This is a genomic window from Corynebacterium sp. HMSC074C04 (assembly GCF_001838295.1).
Taxonomy (GTDB): domain Bacteria; phylum Actinomycetota; class Actinomycetes; order Mycobacteriales; family Mycobacteriaceae; genus Corynebacterium; species Corynebacterium amycolatum.
Window position 1 is genome coordinate 78,508 of the sequence record NZ_KV836272.1, and the last position, 16,773, is coordinate 95,280.

Consider the following 16,773-nt stretch of genomic DNA (forward strand, 5'->3'; position numbering starts at 1 on the left):
ATGTCCGGCTCCTACAGCGCTCAGCCTGGTCACCTCTACGGCATCGGACTCGGCCCCGGCGACGCAGGTCTAATTACACTTCGCGGTGCCGACATCATCCGCACAGCCGATGTCATCGCCTACCACGCCGGAACTCACGGGCGTTCCACGGCTAGGTCTATCGCAGATGAACTGATTGACGCACGTGACGACGCTGCCGTGGAAGAGCAATTGCAATACCCGGTGACCACCGGGCGCCCGGCCGACTACCGCGAGCAGCTCGCCGGTTTCTATGCAGAGGCCACTGCTCGCCTGCACAAGCACTTGGCCCAGGGGCGAAGTGTTGCAGTGCTTTCGCTCGGTGACCCGATGCTCTATAGCTCTTACCAGCACCTGCATCACGCCCTCAGCGAGGAATTCCCCACTGAGATTGTCCCCGGAGTGGCCAGCATTACTGCGGCGGCAGCAGAGATCGGTCAGCCGCTCGGCGAGGCTACCGAAATCGTCAGCGTTGTCCCGGCCACCGCAGATTCCGAGCGCATCGCTGCGGTTCTTGACTCCTCAGACTGTGTAGTCATTATGAAGCTGGGGAAAAACGTTGAGAAGGTTCGTACAGCCCTGCGGTCTGCAGGCATGCTCGAGCGTGCGTACGTTGTTGAACGAGCCACTATGAGTGAGCACACCAGCTACCCGCTGGTCAATGCTGACCCGGAGAAGGTCCCCTACTTCGCAGTTGCAGTCGTGCCTTCCGCTGTCTACGGCACTGAACTGAGTGTTTCCGGGGCGTCTGAACTAGCTAATGATGTGGCGACCGGTGCAGCCACCGATACGGCAACCCAGTCGGCAACTGAGCTGGCTACCCCAGCGGTCGGTGAAGTCGTAGTCGTCGGCCTGGGCCCGGGTGCTGAACGCTGGACCACCCCAGAGGTCACCGAGGAATTGGCCCGGGCCACGGATCTAGTGGGCTACTCCACCTACATCAACCGGGTTCCTGAGCGCGCCGGGCAACGCCGCCACCTCTCAGATAACCGCGTTGAGGCAGAGCGAGCAACGATGGCGCTGGATATTGCCAAGCGCGGCGGTCGAGTTGCGGTGGTCAGCTCCGGTGACCCTGGAGTCTTCGCAATGGCGGCGGCAGTGCTGGAAGTCGCTGACGACGATATGTGGCGAGACATCCCTGTGCGAGTCGTGCCGGGCATGACTGCGGCTCAGGCCGTCGCAAGTCGAGTCGGTGCTCCCCTTGGCCATGATTTTGCGATGCTCAGTCTCTCCGACAGGTTGAAGCCCTGGGAGGTCGTCGTTAAGCGAGTGCGTGCCGTAGCCGGAGCAGACATGGCGTTTGCCGTCTACAACCCAGCATCCAAGTCGCGGAGATGGCAGATCCGAGAGCTGCGTGCATTGGCCATGGAGTACCGCGAACTAACAACGCCGGTGATTGTGGCGAGGGCAGTCGGCTCTGAGCAGGAAAACGTTACCGTGACCACGCTGGCGGAATTCGACCCGGATGTCGTCGATATGCGAACAATGGTGATTATCGGTTCGTCGTCGACAAAGGCATACCGTGCTGGCAAAACCACCCGTGTCTACACCGCGCGCCACTACGGTGAGGGTGGCACGAGTGGAACTGGTGAGTTGCTGCGTTAGTTCTGGAATTTCCAGCACACATCTGAGCTATTAAATATCGGTGCACGAATGAAAAGAAAGATTATTCGCGCGGCTGCCAAACGCGTAAAAGTGATATTGCCGAATTGAGATTTAGCGGCCAGGGTCAAATACGGTTCTATTTGCTTAAATGACTACCACTTTTGTTTACCCCTTTCTTAGCGGGGCTACTTATTTAATCGGGAGATATTTCTAAGCGTGGCTCGATTCCAGTGTTATGCTCGGGGCAATCACCGACGTTAAAGGAGGTTTAGGTGATAGGAAAAAAAAGTTCTTCTAGTGGAATCTGCCCTTATTTTAGCGGGTATCATCTTTTCACCCGTTGCTAGCGCTGAGGAACCTGCACGTCCCGCGGCAGCTCAGGCTGAATCACTTTATAGGGCAATTGATGAAGGTCGCCTTTCGATGGCGGAGTTGGATAACCACCAAAAAAGCCTTCTGCGAGCCTATACAACTCCGGGTGAGTTGATTGTAAAACGATTGCCACAGCCGTCGAATCTTTCAACGAAGCTTTTTGCGCAGGGCGAGGCTGACTACTGCCGAAAGGATGGTGCCCGGTTTGAGCAAAAGGCTGTTATGGGTAACACCCTATACACTTACTGGCAGACTGTTGAAATCTGCGGAACCCCAGGTAAAAAGATTAAGAATGTCAAAGTCCTTGATCACGGTGGGGAAACCAGTACTCCTACATGGTCGTATAGGGGTTCGGCCTCGAATCCAGCTTCGTATGCTGTAGGGGCAGGTTGGTTCGTGCGAACTTCGGAGAACTTTGAGCAGTCCATTGTGGTTGACGGCATTGGGGCAGGTCAAAGGACGGTCTGTATCTCAGCGACTATTCGACCATCTGGAGAATATAATGCAAGCGAAAGGTGCTAAGGATAAAAGAGTGCCGGGAATAATTGACTGGGGATTTCAGATTATTGCTGTCATTCTTTTTCTGGCCGGCGTTTTTATCGCATTCCCAATTCCATTTCTTACTGGAATTTATGGGCTATTCGAGGCCAAAAAAGCCGAGGATGAATATCGTCGCCGATGGACTATTTTCACATTAATTTCTGTTTTCCTAGCAATCGCTATGTTTGTCGCATGGCTGATATTGAGTCCTTCTGGTGGAATCGAGCAAGTTCCCACTGAGCAAACAGAGTGGCAGCCCGTGCGGTAATTTAGGTCACACTAGAATTAGCCGCTATGCCCGGCGGATGACGGCGTTGTACGCCTCATCCACCGTTGTGGCGACGGTGGCGATATCCGCGCCGGGCAGCTGCGGGCGCTGCACGATAACGACCGGCTTTTTCAGGTCGCGGGCTGCCTCAATCTTGGCGTAGGTAGCAGCACCACCGGAGTTCTTGGTCACCACGCAGTCCACGGCGTAATCCCGCATGAGCTTGCGCTCCGCTGCGACATCGTAAGGCCCACGGCTGAGAATAATCTTCCGATTCTTGGGCAGTGGCGGCGCGGGCTGTTCCACACAGCGAATGAGGTAACGGCCGTTGGCATCGTCGGCAAACGGAGCTAGCTGCTGACGGCCAATAGTGAGAAACGGGCTGTAGAAGCGGTCGGCAACAATGTCCGCGGCCTCCTGCATAGAGGACACCTCAATCCAGTTGTCGCCGGGCTGCTTCTCCCACGCAGGGCGATGCAGCGCCACGAGCGGAAGACCGGTGGCGCGGGCAGCTTCAGCGGCAGATTCGCTGATTCGCTCCGCATAAGGATGCGTGGCGTCGATGATGACTTCGGTGGCATCGGCGATCAGCCATCGCGTGAGCCCCGCAGGGCCGCCGATGCGGACATTGCCGGCGGGCAGCTTGGGGTTGGATACGCGACCGGCCAGTGAAGAGGTGACAAACCAGCCCTCGCCCACTAGCCGCTTGGCCAGGGCACGAGCCTCAGCAGTTCCACCCAGAATTAGTGCACGCATGGAATGGTCCGTCCGTGTTCATCGCGCGGGCGATCATCGCTGTAGAGGTAGCTATCCGGGAACGCCTCGGCGGTGAGCACCTTGCCGACAATGATGACCGCCGTACGAGTCACACCTGCATCCTTGACCTGCTGCGCAATATCAGACAGCGTGCCACGGAGAATAACCTGTTCCGGGCGGGATGCGAAAGCCACGACGGCCACCGGACCGTGTTCGCCATAGTGCGGGGTGAGCTCCTCGACTACTCGGTCGATATCGTGGGCGGCCAAGTGAATGCATAGGGTCGCGCCCGTGCGTCCGAAGTTCTCCAAGGTTTCGCCCTCCGGCATCTTGGAAGCACGCCCGGAGATACGGGTCAGCACGACCGACTGGCCGACAGTTGGCACCGTGAGCTCGTGGCCGAGAGCTGCCGCAGCTGCGGAAAAAGCTGGCACACCCGGAACGATTTCGTAGTCAATGCCGAGTTCGCTGAGACGACGGACCTGCTCTGCCAGCGCTGACCACACTGACGGGTCACCAGACTGCAAGCGTGCAACATCCTTGCCCGCCTCATGCGCCGCCTGAATGGTCTCGATGATGGTGTCCAGCGGCATTCGTGCGGTATTGATAATCTCTGCGCCCTCGGGGCAGCTCTCCAGCACCTCAGGCGGGACAATCGATCCCGCGTAAAGGCACACTGGGCAGGAGCGAATAAGCCGGTCCGCGCGCAGCGTCAGCAAATCTGCTGCGCCCGGGCCTGCACCGATGAAATACACAGTCATTGTGGGTTACAGAGTCCTCAATATTTTTAGACAGAGAAATTACGTCTATGGTAGCGCAGGCTCTACTGGCTTCAGCGCTACCCACTGCACCACCGGCAACGCCGGCCGCCACGCAGTGAAAGTGCCGACTGCACCTGCGCGCTCTACAGAAAGCCGGGTGACATCCCCGCCATAGTCGCGACGTGCCTGCCACAGCAGAGCCTCCGATTCCAGCGTCACGGCGTTCGCGACGATGGTGCCACCCGGGGCAAGGCGTTGCCAACAGGCCTCAAGCATGCCGTCAGCAGTGAGGCCTCCGCCGATGAAAATGGCATCGGGGCGAAGATTCGAGTCAGCCAAAGCTCCCGGCGCTGCGCCGTGGTGGACAGTCACATTGCCCGACAGGTTCGCCACATTCTTAGCAATTCGCTCTGCACGAACAGCATCGCGCTCAAAAATTTCTGCGCGCCCGCCGTGTCGAGCCCACTCAATGCCAATCGACCCCGTGCCACCGCCGACATCCCACAACAGAGCTCCCGGCCGAGGATCCAACGCGGCGACGGTCATTTGGCGAATCGGTGCCTTCGTCAGCTGGCCGTCCGAATCAAAGTCACCGTCGCGCAGCCAGCCGCGCGCGCTTCCCGACGGCTCCACCGCCAGCACCGTGAGGTTGCCAGCTGGAACCGGTGGGTTCGCCACCGTGCCTTCGGCAACGGACTCCAGCAGCCCTGTAGCTTCCGAGCCGCCGAGATTGGTCAGCGCGGTGAGTTTGGTGTCTGGGCGGTCGGCCAAAACCGTAGCGACCTCTTTCACTGAGTCCGCGTTTCGACACAGCACCAGGAAGGGCCGCAGTGCATCTGCTACCGGCACAACACGTGCAGCACCAGGTATCCCCGGCTCCCCTGTTACTAGAGAGATCACCGGAGTGTCATGCAAAGGCCAGCCGAGGTAGGCACAGGCCAATGAGGCCGACGACGGTACTGGAATAACCTCCACGCCACCGCGGCCGAGCTCGCGGACAAGCGATACGCCTACGCCGTGGAACATGGGATCGCCACTGGCGAGGATGACATCGACTGCGGGGTCAATATCTGCCAGGGTGACCTGCCAGTCCTTCCAGAAGCCACTGGGCCAAGGAGAGAGTTCTGCGTCCAGGTCGACGTCGGCAAGCAAATGGAGCTGACGGGGAGAGCCAATGATGCGGCGTGCCGACGACAGCGCCTCGACCGCGCGGGCAGATAGACCCTCGTAACCGTCACAGCCAATGCCGACGACGCGAAGTCTCTGACTCATCGGGGCATCTTCCGCCAAATCCAGCGAGGAGTCAGATGCGTGGCACGGGCGAGCAACGCCAGTTTTCGTGGCACCCAGACATGGGGCTTCCGGCCATCGAAGGCGGTGACGGCGGCCTCAGCGACCTCGGCGGGGCGCGAAGACATCGGTGCCGGCTTCATGCCTTCGGTCATGCGACCGATGACGAAGCCCGGCCGGACGATTGTCAGCTGAATATGGCTGCCGTGCAGGCGGTCCTGCATGCCTTGGAGGAAACCGTCGAGGCCGGCCTTCGCCGAACCGTAGACATAGTTGGCGCGGCGCACGCGGGCACCTGCGATAGAGGAAAAGGCCATGATGCGGCCCGCGACCTTGTCGCGCACAGGCAGTTTGCCGACGGCGATGTCGGACTCCATGCGCGCGACAATCTCGGTGAGAATCGATGCCTGAGCCGTGAAGTCGGTGTGAATGACCGCGGCCGCAGCCTCCCCGGACTCTTCACACTTCTGCTGATCGCCGAGGATGCCGAACGCGACAATCACCGTGTCGATGGGACCGTGCTGCCAGGCGTGCTCAACGAACTGGCGGTGTGCGGCGATGTCATCGGCATCAAAGTGGATGCGATGCACCGCGACAGCACCGGCGTCGATGAGGCGTCCGGCAATGCCGTCGAGTGCCTCAGTGCGGCGCGCGGCGAGCGTGAAAGTGTTGTGATTGGCCAGCCGCGCGGCAACTTCCCCGCCGATTTCGCTGGTGGCACCAAGAACGAGTACGTGTCCCATGCGCTAGAAAAACCTTTCCTCTAAACTTCGATTAGACGGTAATCAAATCGTGCGGACCGTTATTGACCGATTCGCCGCCATCTTCGGTGACAATGATGATGTCCTCCAGGCGCATACCGAATTCGCCCGGAAGGTACACGCCCGGCTCCACCGAAAACGCCATGCCCGGCTCGAGTGCAAGCTCATTGCCAGCCATAATGAACGGCTCTTCATGGGTGGACAGGCCAATGCCATGACCAGTGCGGTGAATGAAGTACTCGCCGTAGCCCGCAGCGGTGAGGCTATTGCGCGCAATCGCATCAATCTCTGCAGCCGTCACACCCGGGCGAACCGCTGCTACAGCAGCTTCCTGAGCCTTCCGCAGGGCCGCCCACGCTGCGGTTTCCTTCTCCCCCGGCTTGCCGACGACATAGGTGCGCGTGCAATCGGAGTGGTAGCCGAGCGGCAAGGTGCCTCCGATATCGATGACCACCACGTCGCCGTCCTCGATGACGCGGTTGGAGAAATCGTGGTGCGGATTAGCACCATTTTCAGCCGAGCCGACAATGACGAAGTCAATGGCGACATGGCCTTCCTCCAGGATGGCTGCCGAAATCTCGTCGGCGACCTCGCGCTCGGTGCGACCTGCACGCAGCATGCCCGGAACGCGAGCGTGAACGCGGTCAATGGCGGCGCCGGCCTCGCGCAGCTGATCAATCTCAGCGGCGTCCTTGCGCATGAACAGTTCCTTCAGCAGTTCTCCGGCCAACACAGTCTTGGCTCCGGTGAGATCCTGAATGGGAATCAGGTGGTCAGCGGTCAACGACGCCCCAATTGCGAGAGTGCCCACGTGGCCGACTAGGTCGGCGACAATGCGGTGTGGATCCTGACCGTCCTCCCACAACACCACATCGGCGTTGAGGTCGTTGATAGCGCACAATGGCAGGTCCCCCCGCTCCACAGCGGGCAATACCAGCGTGGTTGTGCCGGCTGCGGTGACTACCAGCGCGGTGAGACGCTCATGCGAAGTGACCGCAGAACCGATGAGATACTGCAGGTCAGCTCCGGTTCCAAAGACTGCAGCGTCTGCATCGCGGGTGCGGAGTAGTTCCGCGGTGCTATCCAGACGCTGCTGATAGATGTCAAAGCTAAAGATACCGTTGCTCATAGTTGCCAACTGTACCCGTCAGCCTTGAATAAGACAGAGGCGCGGAACTAGATGCTGGTGTCGGGTAGACGGCGTGGGACGACCTTGCCACCGTCATTACGAGGCAACGATTTCATCCACACAATCTCGTCAGGCACATTGTGCTCCGCGAGATTCTGGCGAACGTGTTCGCGAATCATGTCGTCGGAAAGGTTAGCACCAGCAACGCTGTCTTCACGTACAACGTAGGCTCGAAGAGTCGCGACGATGTCATCCTGACTACCGTGGACAAACACATCGTCGATTCCATCGACGGTTCCGAGGAATTCCTCAACTTCACGAGGGTAGACATTTTCGCCTCCCTTGATCAGCATGTCGTCTGCGCGACCGGCTAGCTGAAGCATGCCGTTTTGATCAATGAGGCCCTTATCCCCTGTTCCGAGCAGCCCATTCATGACATCATATTTGTCACGTGCAGCCAGTAACCCGACCATCGTCATAGAGTTTGCTGCGTAGACGTTACCTAACTCTCCTGGGTTGGCCTCAGTGCCATCTTCACGGAAAATGCGGAGCTCGACGCCAGATGGAATATGCCCAGTGGTGTGCGGGTCAGCGGCGAATTCAGGGCCAGTTGCAATGGCGATTTGGCCATGCTCAGTGGAGCCATAGAAATTGCACACAACAGGCCCAAATCGCTTATTGAGCTCACGAACCAAATATGGCGGCATGGCGTTACCCGAAGAAACGATGAACTCAAATGGGCCAATCTTTGTTTCTGCTCGGTCCGCGGCAGTGACTAGATCCTTCAGGAAGACTGCAGCTGAGACAATTCCGGTTACTCCATACTGAAGGCAGTCCGCAGCAGCCTGATCTGCATCAAAATTTCGACGCAAAATGAGTGTTGAGCCAGTGGCCAAGCCAATCTGAAGGTTGAGCCAACCCCACGCATGGAAGACCGAAGCGGTCAGTTGAACTACCATGTTCTTCTTCCACGGGATTGCCTTTACAATACCGCCGAGCACCTTTGGCGTGCGCGGAACTGGGAGGCGAACGCCTTTGGGGATTCCGTAAGTTCCAGACGACATGATGATCGTTTCTTGCTGCCGCGGCTTTCGAGGAAGCTTGGAGCTATCGGTTTGGCCGGAAACGAGGGAAAGAAACTCATCATGGTCACCACCAACAGTGAGTGATTTGATTGGAAATTCTGCGTCTTGGTTGTATTCGGCGTCTACGACCAAAATATCCGCGCCATAGTCAGACATAATCGCGCTAACCTGCTTTGACGATGAGGCAGGATTCATAATCATCGGGCGGGCCCCGAGGTAGCTGCAGGCCAACAATGGCAGCACGATGGCACGAGAGTTTCGCGCAAGTATTGCGATGGTGGATCCTTCGGTAATCCCCTTTTCCATTAGGCGTACCGTGAGTGTTCTAGCCTGGGTCCGAAGCTCGCTATATGTAAGTTCGCCGAAATCATCCACAATGGCAAGTCGGTCAGGCCAATTAAGGCAGTCGTTTTCGACGAGAGCTGCCATGGAAATGCCCCATTGGGACATATTCTTCAGTGCTTTAGGACCATCATTTCTGAGGATGCCGGCACGCTTGAGAGGGCCGAGAGCAGTAGCAAACTGCTTAACCTGGGTCCAAGACGACACATGAGTTGCGCGTTGAGTGCGAGGTGTCATTTTCCCTAAAAGTAGTGAGTTGAAGATAAAAGCCCTGAGCCATAAGGCGCAGGGCTTGGAGGCAAGGACTAGATGCGAGCGACGATTGCGTCGGCGATAATCTCTTTGCCTTCACCATTGAGGTGGACCGGAAGGTTGTAGTCCTGAGTGCGGTTGTCGACTGCGCCTGCGATGATTCGCTTATCATCCGGTGCGCACTCATGGCGATCCGTGGTCATCGAGCGGACATCAACAAACTCGGCGTTATGGCGGTCAGCGGCCTGCTGTGCGTACTTAGAGGTTTCAATCTCACCCTGCTCAATCCAGAATGCGGGAACCCCAGCATCGACGTTTTGTCCAGCAACGTTCACATGGATGAGGCACTGCTTGGAATCACCGGGATGCGAAATGGTTGGGTAATTGACAAATGCAATGCGGGCATTCGGCGCATGTGCGCGAATTTTGTTTACTGCGGCATCGGAAGCATCCTTCCACCAGCCCTCACGCACGGAAGGAAGATTGACTGCGTTGTTGTAGGTGTCGTTGAAACCAATCTGAATTGCAATGAATGCAGTCTGCGGGGTCAGTGCTCCATCGCGAATAGCGCCCTCGATTTGTCGATCGAGGTTGTTTGCGTTCGGCGTGTAGAGGACGGCTCCTGCGCAGGAGTAGTCATCCAGCTGGCGGCCAGTCTTTTTACCGATCTTGGCCGGAATTCCATCAGGGTCATGCGCGCAACCATTCTTCTGCTGAACCTCTGGGAGCCCAGGAATCTGCTCTGGAGCCTTGGCAATCCAGTAGTCCTCAACGGTCGGATTGGCGAAATACGAATCGCCGAAGGTAACAACGTTTCCAGCGGGTGCAGCGTTTGCGATTGGGGCAATGCCGAAGCTCAGTGCTGCGATTCCTACAGCGGACAGAGTCTTATGAAGCTTGCGCATTCGGGGCCTTCCTGAGAAATGAAGTCAGATATGAAAAATATAATCTGCAGTTTCGTTAGTCACTGCGAGATAAGAATAGTGCCATAACTATTCTACTTTTAGTAATTTATCATCTTCACCTCAGGAACCAGGTGTTCAGGAGAAGAGATGTGTCCGAGATAACTAATTATTCAGCGCCACTACTCCTCTGCGAATCGCCTGAATAGCCTCGGCAGACTTATCGCGAATGTCTGTGGAGTAGCCGGTCTTCTTAATCTGCTGCAATAGATCAATGACCTGACGGCACCAGCGGACAAAGTCACCCGGAGTCAGCTCCGCGCCACTTTCGGCCGCTGCCTGCAGGCAGTACCCCAGCGGTGCGCCCGCAGTCCACTGATGAATTGCAGTGGCAAAGGCCATGTCCGGCAAGTTCGTCACCGGCAGACGGTAGCGGCGCTCATCCTCCGACAGCTCCTCCCAGATGCGGTAGGTGTTCCCCAGCGCCTTGGCCAACGGCTCGGTCGGAACCTCATCGCTGCCCTGGCTGGCCTTGCGGTTTTCAAAGACCAAACTCGACACGGCACCGGCCAGCTCTGCCGGGTCCAAGTCGTCCCAGATACCGCGGCGCAGGCACGTGGCCACCAGCAGATCCGACCCATTGTGAATCTGCGCCAGCCGCAGGCCTTCCTCCGTAATCGTCGGCTCCGCGCCCTCTGGCCATTCCACGTAGTCCATCTGTGTTAGCAACTGCAGCATGCGGTCGAATGTGCGTGCCAACGTATCGGAAGCGGAATCGACGCGCTTTTGCAGCTTGGCAACATGCGCCTCGGCCTGCCGCAGCGTATCGGCGTGACGAGCCATCGTCTCCACCGCAGGATCTCCATGTAGTGGATGCTCACGCAGCTCCTGCCGCAGCTTCCTCACCGCTGGCGAGTTGCCACCGCTGCGGCGCTTCAGCCTCTTTGGTCCCTTCAGCCCCTTGCGGCCGATCTCTGCACGCACAATACCGAGCGCACGTCGCGGATGCCGATCCGCATCCCGCGGCAGCTTAATCGAGCCGACTGTCTGCGGCGCCGCTGGGAAGATATGCGGTTCCACACGTCCCACAAATCCGCCGACACTGATGACACCGGGACGAGGATTCGACTTCGAATGATCCTCCCGGTACACCACCGCCAACTGCACCTTCTTACCCTTCGGCAGCGGAATAACCTCGCCCCTACGGAGCCTTCGCAGCGCGGTCACCGTTTCCGTGTGGCGGTCTTCAATATTGCGGCGCTTGGCGTTCTTCTCCTCCTGGGTCAGCTTCGCGCGCAGATCCAGGTATTCGAGCATCTGGGTCAGGCGCTCGTCGTCACGCGAACTGCCCTCTCCGCTTGACGACGACCCATCAGCTTCCGACCCTTCGGTGTGCGCATCGGCTCGCCTGCCGAGCAATTCCGCACGCAGGGCCGCGGCTTCTTGCTTGGCCTTGGACAGTTCGGCGGCGACTCCGACGATGTCGCCATCCGCCTGGAACTGTGCGAATGAGCGCTCCATGACACGCTTCGACCCCTCGTAACCGAGTGTCTGTAGGAGGTTGACGCTCATGTTGTAGCTCGGTGCGAAGGTGGAGATCAGCGGGTACGTGCGCGTGGATGCCAGTCCTGCGACGGCCTTCGGGTCCATTGCCGGGGCCCACTGCACCACGGCATTGCCGACGGTGTCGATACCGCGGCGGCCAGCGCGACCCGTCATCTGCGTGTACTGACCGGGCGTGAGATCTACGTGTGCCTCGCCGTTGAACTTGACCAGCTTCTCCAGCACAACCGTGCGGGCAGGCATGTTGATGCCCAGTGCGAGCGTCTCGGTGGCGAAGACGACCTTGACCAGGCCTTCGTTAAAGAGCTCTTCCACAATGTGCCGAAACGCAGGCAGCATGCCCGCGTGGTGCGCCGCAAAACCTCGAATGAGAATGCGGCGCCAGCGCAGGAAGCCGAGAACCTGCAGGTCTTCCTTCGGAATGTGCGCGACACCGTCATCGATAATCTTGGCGATGCGCTCCTGCTCATCTCGGTCAGTGAGTTCTGCGCGAGTAGCGCCGACCTGCGCCAACGCGCCTTCGCAGCCCGCGCGGGAGAATATGAAAACAATCGCGGGCAGCATGTTCATGGAGCCGAGCATGCGGATAACACCGCCGCGCTTCGGTGGGCGGAACTTGCGCTGCCCCCTATCGCCCCAGCTGTATGAGCGCCCACCGCCCTTGTGTTTTTTGTACTGGTAGCGCTCCCTGGCCCCAGCGTCCCCGTAGCCGAACTCGGCGCGACGGCACGCCTCCAGCAGGTCCTGATTGACCTTGTCCGACTTCGCCTCGAAAAGAGGATAGAGTCGGTTGCCCACTAGCATGTGCTGATGCAGTGGAACCGGACGCAAATCCGTGACAATAACGTCCGTGTGCCCGCGCACCGTGGACAGCCAGCGCCCGAATTCCTCGGAGTTGGATACCGTCGCGGACAAACCGATGACAGCCACGGACTGGTCGAGGTTCAAAATAACCTCTTCCCACACAGCGCCGCGCTCCCGGTCAGCGAGGTAGTGAATCTCGTCCATCACCACATGCGTGAGTTTCTTCAGCGTCGGCGAGTTCGCGTAGATCATGTTACGCAGCACCTCGGTGGTCATCACCACGATGTCTGCGTCGCCGTTAATCGAAGTGTCACCAGTGAGCAGGCCCACGCGGTCCTCGCCGTAGTCCTCGACTAGGTCGTGGTACTTCTGGTTGCTCAGTGCCTTAATAGGGGTGGTGTAAAAGCACTTGCCGCCGCGCTCGAGCGCAGCATAAATAGCGAATTCGCCAACAATAGTTTTGCCCGCACCGGTGGGTGCACAGACGACAACGCCCCGCCCTGCCTCAATTGATTGGCAGGCGCGGAGCTGAAAGTCGTCAAGATCGAAATCCTGTTGGCTAACGAAACCGCCGAGAAGAGTCATGCCTCTAGAGTGTCATAAACCACGCTAGAGAACATCATCAAAGTCACTCGTCGGACGATTTCGCAAGTCCTGCGTTGGCATCGGGGTCTCCGGAATCATTCCGTGTGGCCGCGGTGGACGCGAATTGCGAGTCGGGCGCATCTGGGATGCCTGAGTCGGCGTCGGCGGGTTAACTGGCGTCGGTCCAGAAATCGGGGAGGTTGTCGGAGCCGCTGATGCCGTCGGCATGCCGCCCGGCTGAATTGACGTCGGCGTGCTTACTGAAGTCGGGGCGTCGATGCCGCCCACGTCGCCGATACCGCCAGTAGAGCCAATTGGACCGGAGGCCGTGATTGGTCCGGAGCCTTGTTCGTCATCCAAATCCAGCCACTCCGGACGCTCATTTGCTTTACGACGGTCATGGAGGCGACAAATCTGGATTGCGACTTCCACCAGCAATGTCAGCGCCGTCGCCATTGCGACCATAGATATTGGTTCCTGACCTGGGGTCATAAAAGCCGCAAAGACAAACAGCGACATGATGATAATGCTGCGTTTGTCCTTGATGCCCTCGTAGGTAATGACGCCCGCCATGTTCAACATCACCACGAAGAGTGGAACTTCGAAGCTGACTCCGAAAACCAGAATTAGTGCGAGGACGAAACCGAAGTATTGCGAACCGGTGAGTGCAGAAATCTGCGTTTCTTCACCGATCTGAAGCAAGAACTCCAAACCGAAGGCGACAACGAAGTAAGCCAGGACGGAACCCATGACAAACAGCAGTGCTGCGGCAGTCACAACTCGGCGGGTGGTGCGGCGTTCCTTCCGAACCAAGCCAGGGGTGATGTAGGCCCAAATTTGGTAGAGCCACCATGGCGACGACATCACCAGACCGGCCAACGCGCCGACCTTTAGTCGCAGCATGAACATTTCGAACGGACTGGTCGCCAGCAGACGACACTCCGCACCCTCGCCGCCGCCGAGACGCATCTCGGGTGGAAGCTGACAGTACGGATCCTTGAGCAATTCACCCAGGGACTTAAAGTGCAGCGGACCGACATCGGTCGAGGTAAACGGTATGCGGAACTGGCCAATTGTAAAGGCGGTCTGGTACCAGATGAAGCCCACAACAGTGCCAACGGCGATACCAGCAAGAGAGAGAACGAGACGACGCCGGAGCTCTTGAATGTGCTCGACAATAGTCATCACGCCCTCGGGATTGCGCTTACGTTGGCGCTTCCGAGGACGTGATGTGGATGTAGCTGAAGTCACGCTTCAACCGGCCTTCTACTACTGCTGCGGCTGGCCAGGGTTGTTCTGGCCAGGCTGCGGCTGGTACGGCTGCTGCGGCTGGTACGGCTGCTGCGGCTGAGCCTGCGGCGCCGGCTGCTGGTACTGCTGCTGCGGCTGGTACGGCTGCTGCGGCTGGGCCTGCGGAGCCTGCTGGATTGCAGCCTGCTCCTGCTGCTCGTCATCGTTGCGCATTTCCTTGACTTCGGACTTGAAGATACGCATGGAGCGGCCGAGCGAACGAGCGGCATCCGGCAACTTCTTTGCGCCAAAGAGCAAAACAAGAACGACCAGGATAATGATGATTTCCCAGGGACCTAGGTTCGGCATCCGCTTAGAGACCTTTCAAATGAATACAAATACAAGTGGCAAGTTGCCACATTGTGCGCGATAGAAGCTCTAGTTTAAGCTTTGTCGTTTCGACCATACTCTGCCAAAGCTTCGGAAGCTCGCGCAACAACGGCGTTTTTCAATTTTAGGGGCTCAGTGACTTTTACGCTCGGTGAACGGCGGAGCACAAAGGAGACTGTTGCAGCCAGGTCGGACATGGGCACGTCAGCGGCAAATTTCGACTGCCCTAAGCCTTGGTCAGAGACCGGTTCGGTATCCTCTTCTTCTCCCTCATCTTCGGTGAAGAAGACCGGTTCATAGTCTGCGATCCACGTAGCATCGGCGTCGATAAGCACACTCGCCCATTCGGACGTCCCCGTTTCCGCACCAAAGGCGTGCGGATCACGGATATCGACGGGCTCTGGGCGGTGGAAAGCGGCGGGAATGTCGAGGACCTCGGCGGCCTCCAGGCGGTCGACACGGAAACTCTTCTGATGGCTGTCTTCCTGCGCCCGGTCGACGGCGCGGAGGTATGTCGTGGACTCAACTGTATAAACGTTGACACAGTCAAGTTCACGGACTGAAACCTGCCCTGAGGCATTCCGGTAACGCACCTTCAGCACTTTGCGTTGATGCAGCGCGGAGTAAATCTGCTCTGCAAAGGCAAAGGCCTTGCCATCCTCTGCGACGGTCGAATCGATGATGGGAACGTTCGTTCCCAGGGCACTGCGGAGCTTTGTCGCGGCCGTCTGCGCGGCCTCGGAAGAGGTGGCGGCTGCGGAGTCCTCGATGGTTTCCAGGATGAGGAGCAAGGTCGCGGTCTCTTCGGCTGTGAGCGCACGCGGCTGGCTGAGCACCGTTGCATGAGGGCGAATACGGACGTCAAAGCTGTTGCGGTAATCAACTTCAAAAGCCCGCACTCCGAGGAGTCCCGGCTGGTCAATATCGGCAATCTGCTCCACGATTGCCCGAATTCGGGCAAAAGGGATGGCCAGCTCGGTTGCGGCCTCTGTCATTGAACGGTGCTGGGAAAAATACGGTACGACCGCCAACAACTCGTCGACGCTGACAGTCGCGTCTAGCTCTCGGACTGCATGCACTGTCATTGGTTGCCCTCCAGAGTGTTCTTCGTACCATTCGATCCGCCATGGCGAGCAAGTACCTGCTCCAACCGAGCAATAATTTCCGACCGTGCCTCTTCAGGTGATTCCACAATCAAATCCGGTGCGTAACTCAAACCTGTGGGCACAATCTCGCTCACAGGTGCCGCTGGCAGCTCGTAGCGGCCCTCCCCCAGCGCTGTTGCTTTCATTACGACATCAGCGCAGGTATTCGGGGTAATACGAACGACTGCCTGATACGTCTTCCCACCGCGGTGCAACATCTCTTTCGCAATCTGTTGCAAGTCACCATCGGGCATTGGCTGCGTCACCGACGTTCCCGTATCCGACACATCGCGGATACGGCTGAGCCGGAACATACGCGCCGCCTCACGCTGCGGATCAAAACCCAGCACATAGAAGCGTCCGCGCAGGTTAATCAAACCCCACGGCTCCAGCGTGCGCAGTTCATCATCCACGCCGTACTGGCGGGAGTACCACATCTCTACCGTCCGCCGCGGCGAAGTCATTGCGGTCAGTAGCGTGCTGAAATCCGCCCTACTCATATCCACCGCATCGGCTACCACCACCGACTCATCCGGCTTCGCAATGGCGCTGCGCTGCGCAAATGACGCGAGCTTCCGCCACGCCGCCACAGCCGTCGAACTCAGTTCCTCCGAACCAAACGCGGCATTCGCGGCCTGGAACACCACCGAAGCCTCCGCTTCAGTGAACTCGGGGTCGTGCTGGGGCCACCGCAGCCTGTTCAGGCGCAGGCGTTTGACCTTATCGCCAGTGCTTGACGACGAAACCTCCACCGGGACCCCGGCGGTCAGGAGTGCAGCGGTGTCCGCACGTAGGTATCGAGCCCGAGAATCCTCGGAAACACGAGCGTAACCCTCGACATGTTTGGAGATCCACGACTCGCTGACCCACCCGGTGTCGTCGGCAAGCGCCAACAGCAGCTGAACCTGGCGTTGGTTCTCACTAATCGCGGCGGTTCCGGGGTTTTCCGATACAGGTGGGACAGACACGACTGTG

Annotated in this window: 15 protein-coding genes; 3 read left to right on the plus strand and 12 right to left on the minus strand. The window is 58.4% G+C overall.

Annotated elements, in window-relative coordinates; all coding sequences use genetic code 11:
* From cobJ to HMPREF3011_RS04700, 3 genes are all read left to right on the plus strand, one after another.
* The gene (gene cobJ / locus HMPREF3011_RS04695; RefSeq protein ID WP_070841245.1) at nt 1-1,623 is read left to right on the plus strand and encodes a precorrin-3B C(17)-methyltransferase; all 1,623 of its coding nucleotides are present in this window, start codon (nt 1-3) and stop codon (nt 1,621-1,623) included.
* 297 nt (nt 1,624-1,920) lie between these two features.
* The gene (locus HMPREF3011_RS11085; protein WP_141737494.1) at nt 1,921-2,517 is read left to right on the plus strand and encodes a hypothetical protein; all 597 of its coding nucleotides are present in this window, start codon (nt 1,921-1,923) and stop codon (nt 2,515-2,517) included.
* Nucleotides 2,498-2,803: a hypothetical protein gene (locus tag HMPREF3011_RS04700; protein ID WP_070432160.1), complete on the plus strand. Its 306-nt coding sequence runs from the start codon at nt 2,498-2,500 to the stop codon at nt 2,801-2,803. Before HMPREF3011_RS11085 ends, HMPREF3011_RS04700 begins: the two co-directional genes overlap by 20 nt.
* Nucleotides 2,804-2,827: 24 nt before the next feature.
* Here HMPREF3011_RS04700 and HMPREF3011_RS04705 read toward each other — a convergent pair whose 3' ends face one another.
* The 12 genes from HMPREF3011_RS04705 to HMPREF3011_RS04760 all read right to left on the minus strand — a co-directional run bounded on the left by HMPREF3011_RS04705 (nt 2,828) and on the right by HMPREF3011_RS04760 (nt 16,766).
* A complete protein-coding gene (locus HMPREF3011_RS04705) occupies nt 2,828-3,559 on the minus strand; it encodes a cobalt-precorrin-6A reductase (RefSeq protein WP_070841246.1) in 732 nt (243 codons plus the stop codon).
* Nucleotides 3,547-4,320, minus strand: coding sequence for a precorrin-4 C(11)-methyltransferase (cobM, locus tag HMPREF3011_RS04710; RefSeq protein ID WP_038625492.1), 774 nt, complete (start codon nt 4,318-4,320; stop codon nt 3,547-3,549). The genes HMPREF3011_RS04705 and cobM overlap by 13 nt, the downstream gene beginning before the upstream one ends.
* Nucleotides 4,321-4,365: 45 nt before the next feature.
* The gene (locus tag HMPREF3011_RS04715) at nt 4,366-5,592 is read right to left on the minus strand and encodes a bifunctional cobalt-precorrin-7 (C(5))-methyltransferase/cobalt-precorrin-6B (C(15))-methyltransferase (protein ID WP_070432158.1); all 1,227 of its coding nucleotides are present in this window, start codon (nt 5,590-5,592) and stop codon (nt 4,366-4,368) included.
* Nucleotides 5,589-6,353: an SDR family NAD(P)-dependent oxidoreductase gene (locus HMPREF3011_RS04720; RefSeq protein WP_070841247.1), complete on the minus strand. Its 765-nt coding sequence runs from the start codon at nt 6,351-6,353 to the stop codon at nt 5,589-5,591. Before HMPREF3011_RS04720 ends, HMPREF3011_RS04715 begins: the two co-directional genes overlap by 4 nt.
* A gap of 31 nt (nt 6,354-6,384) precedes the next feature.
* Nucleotides 6,385-7,500, minus strand: a complete 1,116-nt coding sequence (locus HMPREF3011_RS04725; RefSeq protein WP_070432156.1) for a M24 family metallopeptidase — start codon at nt 7,498-7,500, stop codon at nt 6,385-6,387.
* 47 nt (nt 7,501-7,547) lie between these two features.
* Entirely contained in the window at nt 7,548-9,164 is a 1,617-nt protein-coding gene (locus HMPREF3011_RS04730; protein ID WP_070841248.1) for an AMP-binding protein, read from the minus strand.
* Between the two features lie 68 nt (nt 9,165-9,232).
* Nucleotides 9,233-10,084 carry a GDSL-type esterase/lipase family protein gene (locus HMPREF3011_RS04735; RefSeq protein WP_005510760.1) on the minus strand — a complete coding sequence of 284 codons (852 nt, stop codon included), beginning with the start codon at nt 10,082-10,084 and terminating at the stop codon, nt 9,233-9,235.
* A gap of 162 nt (nt 10,085-10,246) precedes the next feature.
* Nucleotides 10,247-13,033 (minus strand): DEAD/DEAH box helicase, encoded by a 2,787-nt coding sequence (locus HMPREF3011_RS04740; protein WP_070841249.1) that lies wholly within the window; start codon nt 13,031-13,033, stop codon nt 10,247-10,249.
* A gap of 24 nt (nt 13,034-13,057) precedes the next feature.
* Nucleotides 13,058-14,284, minus strand: coding sequence for a twin-arginine translocase subunit TatC (gene tatC / locus HMPREF3011_RS04745; RefSeq protein ID WP_235191256.1), 1,227 nt, complete (start codon nt 14,282-14,284; stop codon nt 13,058-13,060).
* A gap of 18 nt (nt 14,285-14,302) precedes the next feature.
* A complete protein-coding gene (gene tatA, locus HMPREF3011_RS04750) occupies nt 14,303-14,632 on the minus strand; it encodes a Sec-independent protein translocase subunit TatA (RefSeq protein WP_070841250.1) in 330 nt (109 codons plus the stop codon).
* Between the two features lie 74 nt (nt 14,633-14,706).
* Nucleotides 14,707-15,738 carry a helix-turn-helix transcriptional regulator gene (locus HMPREF3011_RS04755; RefSeq protein WP_070841251.1) on the minus strand — a complete coding sequence of 344 codons (1,032 nt, stop codon included), beginning with the start codon at nt 15,736-15,738 and terminating at the stop codon, nt 14,707-14,709.
* The gene (locus tag HMPREF3011_RS04760; RefSeq protein ID WP_070432151.1) at nt 15,735-16,766 is read right to left on the minus strand and encodes a helix-turn-helix transcriptional regulator; all 1,032 of its coding nucleotides are present in this window, start codon (nt 16,764-16,766) and stop codon (nt 15,735-15,737) included. Before HMPREF3011_RS04760 ends, HMPREF3011_RS04755 begins: the two co-directional genes overlap by 4 nt.
* Nucleotides 16,767-16,773: the final 7 nt, after the last annotated feature.

Excerpts from the sequence above, each read along its gene's own strand:
- cobJ (WP_070841245.1), top strand. The coding sequence starts at position 1 with ATGTCCGGCTCCTACAGCGCTCAGCCTGGTCACCTCTACGGCATCGGA.
- HMPREF3011_RS04700 (WP_070432160.1), top strand. The coding sequence starts at position 2,498 with ATGCAAGCGAAAGGTGCTAAGGATAAAAGAGTGCCGGGAATAATTGAC.
- HMPREF3011_RS04705 (WP_070841246.1), bottom strand. The coding sequence starts at position 3,559 with ATGCGTGCACTAATTCTGGGTGGAACTGCTGAGGCTCGTGCCCTGGCC.
- cobM (WP_038625492.1), bottom strand. The coding sequence starts at position 4,320 with ATGACTGTGTATTTCATCGGTGCAGGCCCGGGCGCAGCAGATTTGCTG.
- HMPREF3011_RS04715 (WP_070432158.1), bottom strand. The coding sequence starts at position 5,592 with ATGAGTCAGAGACTTCGCGTCGTCGGCATTGGCTGTGACGGTTACGAG.
- HMPREF3011_RS04720 (WP_070841247.1), bottom strand. The coding sequence starts at position 6,353 with ATGGGACACGTACTCGTTCTTGGTGCCACCAGCGAAATCGGCGGGGAA.
- HMPREF3011_RS04725 (WP_070432156.1), bottom strand. The coding sequence starts at position 7,500 with ATGAGCAACGGTATCTTTAGCTTTGACATCTATCAGCAGCGTCTGGAT.
- HMPREF3011_RS04730 (WP_070841248.1), bottom strand. The coding sequence starts at position 9,164 with ATGACACCTCGCACTCAACGCGCAACTCATGTGTCGTCTTGGACCCAG.
- HMPREF3011_RS04735 (WP_005510760.1), bottom strand. The coding sequence starts at position 10,084 with ATGCGCAAGCTTCATAAGACTCTGTCCGCTGTAGGAATCGCAGCACTG.
- HMPREF3011_RS04740 (WP_070841249.1), bottom strand. The coding sequence starts at position 13,033 with ATGACTCTTCTCGGCGGTTTCGTTAGCCAACAGGATTTCGATCTTGAC.
- tatA (WP_070841250.1), bottom strand. The coding sequence starts at position 14,632 with ATGCCGAACCTAGGTCCCTGGGAAATCATCATTATCCTGGTCGTTCTT.
- HMPREF3011_RS04755 (WP_070841251.1), bottom strand. The coding sequence starts at position 15,738 with ATGACAGTGCATGCAGTCCGAGAGCTAGACGCGACTGTCAGCGTCGAC.